The organism is Neorhizobium phenanthreniclasticum (assembly GCF_040066075.1).
Taxonomy (GTDB): domain Bacteria; phylum Pseudomonadota; class Alphaproteobacteria; order Rhizobiales; family Rhizobiaceae; genus Neorhizobium; species Neorhizobium petrolearium.
The window spans coordinates 1-5,043 of record NZ_JBEAAL010000065.1 but is presented as its reverse complement, the minus strand read 5'-3'; the positions used below and the strand labels follow the sequence as shown (position 1 = coordinate 5,043).

Annotated in this window: 5 protein-coding genes and 2 pseudogenes; 4 read left to right on the top strand and 3 right to left on the bottom strand. The window is 59.8% G+C overall.

Annotated elements, in window-relative coordinates:
- The 3 genes and pseudogenes from ABK249_RS33575 to ABK249_RS33565 all read left to right on the top strand — a co-directional run.
- Window positions 1-197 (top strand): transposase (locus tag ABK249_RS33575; RefSeq protein ID WP_348862447.1); only part of this gene is annotated, 197 nt, incomplete at its 5' end.
- Window positions 198-317: 120 nt separating this feature from the next.
- A complete protein-coding gene (locus tag ABK249_RS33570; protein ID WP_210058908.1) occupies window positions 318-1,148 on the top strand; it encodes a tyrosine-type recombinase/integrase in 831 nt (276 codons plus the stop codon).
- Window positions 1,149-1,160: 12 nt separating this feature from the next.
- Window positions 1,161-2,156, top strand: a pseudogene (locus ABK249_RS33565) (IS91 family transposase); the annotation flags it as partial.
- 55 nt (window positions 2,157-2,211) lie between these two features.
- Here the strand turns inward: ABK249_RS33565 and tnpC are convergent.
- The 3 genes from tnpC to tnpA are packed head-to-tail and all read right to left on the bottom strand — an operon-like array spanning window position 2,212 to window position 4,597.
- Entirely contained in the window at window positions 2,212-3,792 is a 1,581-nt protein-coding gene (tnpC, locus tag ABK249_RS33560; protein WP_210058910.1) for an IS66 family transposase, read from the bottom strand.
- 53 nt (window positions 3,793-3,845) lie between these two features.
- The gene (gene tnpB, locus ABK249_RS33555; RefSeq protein WP_210058911.1) at window positions 3,846-4,199 is read right to left on the bottom strand and encodes an IS66 family insertion sequence element accessory protein TnpB; all 354 of its coding nucleotides are present in this window, start codon (window positions 4,197-4,199) and stop codon (window positions 3,846-3,848) included.
- The gene (gene tnpA, locus ABK249_RS33550) at window positions 4,199-4,597 is read right to left on the bottom strand and encodes an IS66-like element accessory protein TnpA (protein WP_227705927.1); all 399 of its coding nucleotides are present in this window, start codon (window positions 4,595-4,597) and stop codon (window positions 4,199-4,201) included. The genes tnpB and tnpA overlap by 1 nt, the downstream gene beginning before the upstream one ends.
- Before the next feature lie 127 nt (window positions 4,598-4,724).
- On the opposite strand from tnpA, the pseudogene ABK249_RS34055 reads away from it, so the two are divergent.
- Window positions 4,725-4,910: pseudogene (locus ABK249_RS34055) on the top strand (IS91 family transposase); the annotation flags it as partial.
- Window positions 4,911-5,043 lie beyond the last annotated feature (133 nt).

The window sequence follows — 5,043 nt, the reverse complement described above, 5'->3', positions numbered from 1 at the left end:
GGCTGTTCTTCCTGCCGCAATACTCCCCCGATCTCAATCCGATCGAAAAGCTCTTCGCCAAGATCAAACACCGGCTACGCGAGGCGCAGGCCAGAAGCCGCAACGCCATCCATGACGCGCTCGCAACAATCCTCCAAACCGTTTCTCCAAAAGAATGCCAGAACTATTTCAACGAGGCCGGATATGAACGGATCTAAAATCATCCCGCTCTATCCGGTGAGCTCACATCCGGCCCTCAGGCAGCACTACCGAGTAGCTGAAACTGAAAAATCAATGGGGCGTAGACGGCGCATACGATAAGCCCGCTGCGCCGGCGCATGATCGATGACATGACGATCCGCAATCTTTCGCCAGCGACGCAACGATCGTATTTGCATGCGGTGGCGAAGTTCTCGCGCTATTTCGGGTGTTCGCCAGACCGTCTTGGACTGGAAGACGTGCGCGCGTTTCAGGTGCATCTGGTCTCCTCGGGCCTATCGTGGCCGGCCTTGAACCAGACAGTTTGTGCCCTGCGGTTCTTCTTTGGCGTCACGCTCGGTCATGCCGAGATACCGGAACGCATTGCCTATGCCCGGACACCCGCCAAGCTGCCGACGATCCTAAACGGCGACGAGATCGTGCGGTTTCTGGAAGCGGTTCCGAGCCTGAGAACCCGCACCGCACTGACGACAGCTTATGCGGCGGGGCTGCGCGCCTCGGAAGCTGTCCATCTCAAGGTCCGCGACATTGATGGCGAGCGCGGCATCATCCGTGTCGAGCATGGCAAGGGCGGAAAGGATCGCAACGTCATGCTGTCAGCGCAGTTGCTCGCGATCCTGCGGGTCTATTGGCGGCTGGCGAGACCCGAGGTCTGGCTGTTTCCGGGCCGGGACGAGACCAAGCCCATCGATGTCCAGGTTCTGTATTCTGCCTGCCGTTCGGCGTGCGCCGCGGCCGGCATCGACAAACGGGTGACGGTGCATACGCTGCGGCACAGCTTTGCCACCCATCTTCTGGAGAGCGGAACCGACATCCGCATCATCCAGGTTCTGCTCGGCCACAACAATCTGTCGACCACGGCGCGCTACACGAAGGTTTCCAACACCCTGATCCGCAGCACGACCAGCCCGCTCGACCGGCTGACGCTGGAGGTGGTGCCGCCAGGCTGAGCAAGTTTCGCCATGGCGGCGGGGCTGGAGGTGGCGGACATTTTTCGCCGCCACGGGGAAGGATATCGTCAAACCCACGACGTTCATCTCGGGCGTGTCGAACGCAGGGTGATGAGCGCGGTTGAGAGGTGCCGGACCGCTCGGTTGGGCGGGCATGTCCAGCAATGCCAGGACTGCGCTACGCTCCGCATCGCCTATAATTCCTGCCGCAACCGGCATTGCCCGAAGTGCCAGGGACAGGCGAGCCGTGACTGGCTTGCAGCCAGACAGGCCGATCTTCTGCCGGTCGGCTATTTCCATGTCGTCTTCACGTTGCCGCAGCAGGTCGCCGCAATCGCCTTCCAGAATAAGAATGCCGTTTACACGATCCTGTTTCGCGCCGTCGCCGAGACGCTACGCAAGCTTGCTGCCGATCCCAGACATCTGGGTGCCGAGATTGGCTTCATCGCGGTGCTGCATTCCTGGGGGCAGAACCTCCACTATCATCCGCATATCCACTGCATCGTGCCGGGCGGCGGTTTGTCATTCGACCAGTCCCGCTGGGTTGCTTGCCGGGCAAGCTTCTTCATGCCCGTACGGGTTCTGTCACGCCTGTTCCGGCGGCTGTTTCTCGACGAGCTCAAACAGACTTACGACAGAGGCCAGCTTCAGTTCTTCGGCGATATTGCCGGCCTGGCCAGTCCGGCCGCATTCAATCGCACTGTCAAAGAAGCGCGGCGTGTCGACTGGATCGTCTATGCCAAGCCGCCCTTTGCCGGACCCGAACAGGTGCTGGCCTATCTCGGCCGCTACACCCATCGCATTGCCATCTCCAACTCCCGCCTCGTCAGCATCGATGGCGATCGCGTCACATTCCGATGGAAGGGTTATCGAACGGGCGGCAAACAGAAGCTGATGACGCTCGATGCGCACGAGTTCATCCGTCGTTTCCTGCTTCACACGGTTCCGGACGGCTTTCACCGCATTCGTCATTATGGTCTGCTTGCCAACGGCCATCGGCAACTGAAGCGTAAGCGCTCATTTCGGCGCGCGTGGTCGTCAATGGAGGTGAAGGGACTGCGGATCAGGCAGCCTGTGTTTTGAAGTTGAATGGCATGAGGTCGTCGATGTCGGCCTCGTCCGGCCGCTGCGGCAGTTCGGTGAGGACGTGCTTGAGCCAGGCGAACGGCTCGACACCGCAGGCGCGACATGTCAGCATGAGACTATAGATGACGGCGCTGGCCTTGGCCCCGTCTACGGTGTCTGAGAAGAGCCAACTCTTTCTGCCAGTTGCAAAAACTCTGATGTCGCGTTCCAGTAAATTGTTGTCTATCGGCATTCGGCCATCGTCGGTGTAGCGCGTCAGATATTCCCATTGGTTGAGCGTATAGGAGACGGCATCGCCAAGTTTGGTGTCGGGTACGACCTTCGGCGCGATGTCGTCGAGCCATGCTTTGAGAGCGGCCAGGACCGGGATGCTGTGTTTCTGGCGAAAGCGGCGCATGTGGTCAGGCTGCGTTTCGCCATCATCCGGCTTTTCGTCCCGTGCCTGCCGTTCAATCCGGTAAAGCTGGTCGAAGAACTTGAGGGCCTGCGCCGGTGGCCCTCCTGGCTTTTCCCTGGCCTTAAGAGCATTGACAAAGCGCCGCCGGGCATGGGCCATGCATCCGATCTGCGTGGCCTTCTTCAATGTCCGCCAAGCCTGATAGCCGTCGGTCATGAGGATACCGTGATAGTCGCCAAGGAAGGTCTGCGGATGCACTTGCCCGCGACCGGGCTGATAGTCGAACAACACAATTGGCTCATCACTGTCCTGGCCGCTTCGATAGGCCCACATGTAGGACTCGTCGGTCGCTTTCCTGTCCTTTTCCTTCAAGACTTGCACCGTGGTCTCGTCACCATGGATGAGAGGCTGGGACCGCAGCCGCAGTTTCAGCGCGTCATAGATGCGAACGAGATGGTTCTCGCTGGACCCGATGACCCAATGGCCGAGAGCGCCACGGCTGACGGGAACGCCCGCACGCTCGAAGGCCTGCGCCAGACGGTAGAGCGGTGTGCCATCGACATATTTATGGACGAGCGCGAAGGCCAGCGTCGAGGCCGTGGCGATGCTGCCGGGCAAGGGCTGCTTCGGCATCGGCGCGATCACAACTGGCGTCTTGATCCCGGTGCGGTCGCAGTGGCGACACGCATACTTGGCCCGCGCATTCTGCAAAATCGTGGCCTTGATCTCGATATGAAGCTGCTCGGTCACCAACTCGCCCATGCGATGCATCTGATGGCTACAGCACGGGCAGGCTTTCTGATCGTCGACAAGATCATAGTCGACGCGCTGGCGCGGCAGGTTCGCAGGCAGTGGCTTGCGGCCCGATTTCCTGCGTTCCGGCTGTTCGGCCTGCGGCAATCCCGTGTCTGGAAGATCGACGCTATCCGCCTCGTCATCGAGATCGCGGTCCTCGTCGTTTCCATCAACGGTGCTCTGCTCAGCTTCGTTGAAGATGCGATCCACATGCTTTTCGCTACGCGGTGCAAACCGATGCAAGCGGGCGAGCGCCAGTTCTTCCTCAAGCTTGACGACGCGCTCGGCGAGCTGACGGTTGGCCGCCTGAAGCGCGGCGATTTGCGCCATCAATTCCGCAACGTCAGGAATGCCGGTTGGATTCATCGCATTTTTGAATCTGAACCGCTTCCCTGCGTCAACTGGCCCGCATACCGAATTCACCCGACATATTCATATTGCCGAACCGGGTGGCGGATCATGGCATCGAGATCGATGCCATCGAGAAGCCAGTGCAATTGCTCGGCGTCGAGCGCCAGCACCTTTTCCTCCCGACGGGGCCAGCGGAACCTGTCTTCCGACAGAGCTTTCAATACGAGTACAAAGCCCGAGCGGTCGAAGAATAAAAGCTTCATCCGAGTGCGGCGGCGATTGCAGAAGGCGAACACCGCACGCTCGAACGGATTGTGGCCCATATTCTGCTCGACCAAAATCGCCAGGCCGTTGATCCCGGCACGAAAGTCGATAGGGTCCCGGTGAAGATAGACACGCAGATTGTCGGCCAGCCGGAACATCACAATGCTCCCAACGCTGGGATCATCGCTGACAGAGCCTGCATATCAGCACCTTCAAGCTCAAGCCGCACGCCGTTCGGAAGCAATGCCGTCAAGCGTATACGGGCCAATTTCTGCTGAGAGGGCAAAGAGGGCGGCTCCGGCGGGCATATAACAGCCGTCGCCTCAACCACCTCAACGAAGGCTGACGCTGCAACGCTCGCCACCACCGCAGACGCTTTTTCGGAACCCTGCCGCCGCTGACGAAGCCTGATCCAGTTCTGCAACTGATTGGCGTTGATCCCGTGCGCCAATGCAAGCCCTGCTATCGACGCACCCGGTTCAAGCGCAGCATCGATCAAGCGATCATTATCAACCGGATCATACCGCCGCTTCCCGTTGCTCAGAATCCTGACCACCCTAAGCCGCCCCGAAATTCCAACCTCACTCGATGCCATCGTGTCCACTGTGTCCATAGTCCCGCTATGGACACAGACTCGATCACCACGGCATCAATGAAAAGGTGCGGTCTTTTGCGCGCTTACACTGAAGCTGGACTTGTGCCGCAGCCTGCTCAACGTCCCGACGCCGGAGCAGCCGGTCGAAGAGCCGGATGCAAAGCCACCACCGCTGGCGCACCGCTGCCCTTGTTGTGGTGGAACCATGACGATCATCGGCGCGTGGACCCCGCTCCAGCCGGTATGCCGGCCAGCACGGAACGACAGTTCATGATCATATCAGCCGCAGCATCATTGCAACGATCAGCGTCGGCATGTCGAAGGACCGCAAGGGTGTTGCTTTGGCCAAACGTGCCGGCGCGATATGAGACGCAACAGCACCAAGGCTTCGGTCGATGCAATCCAAC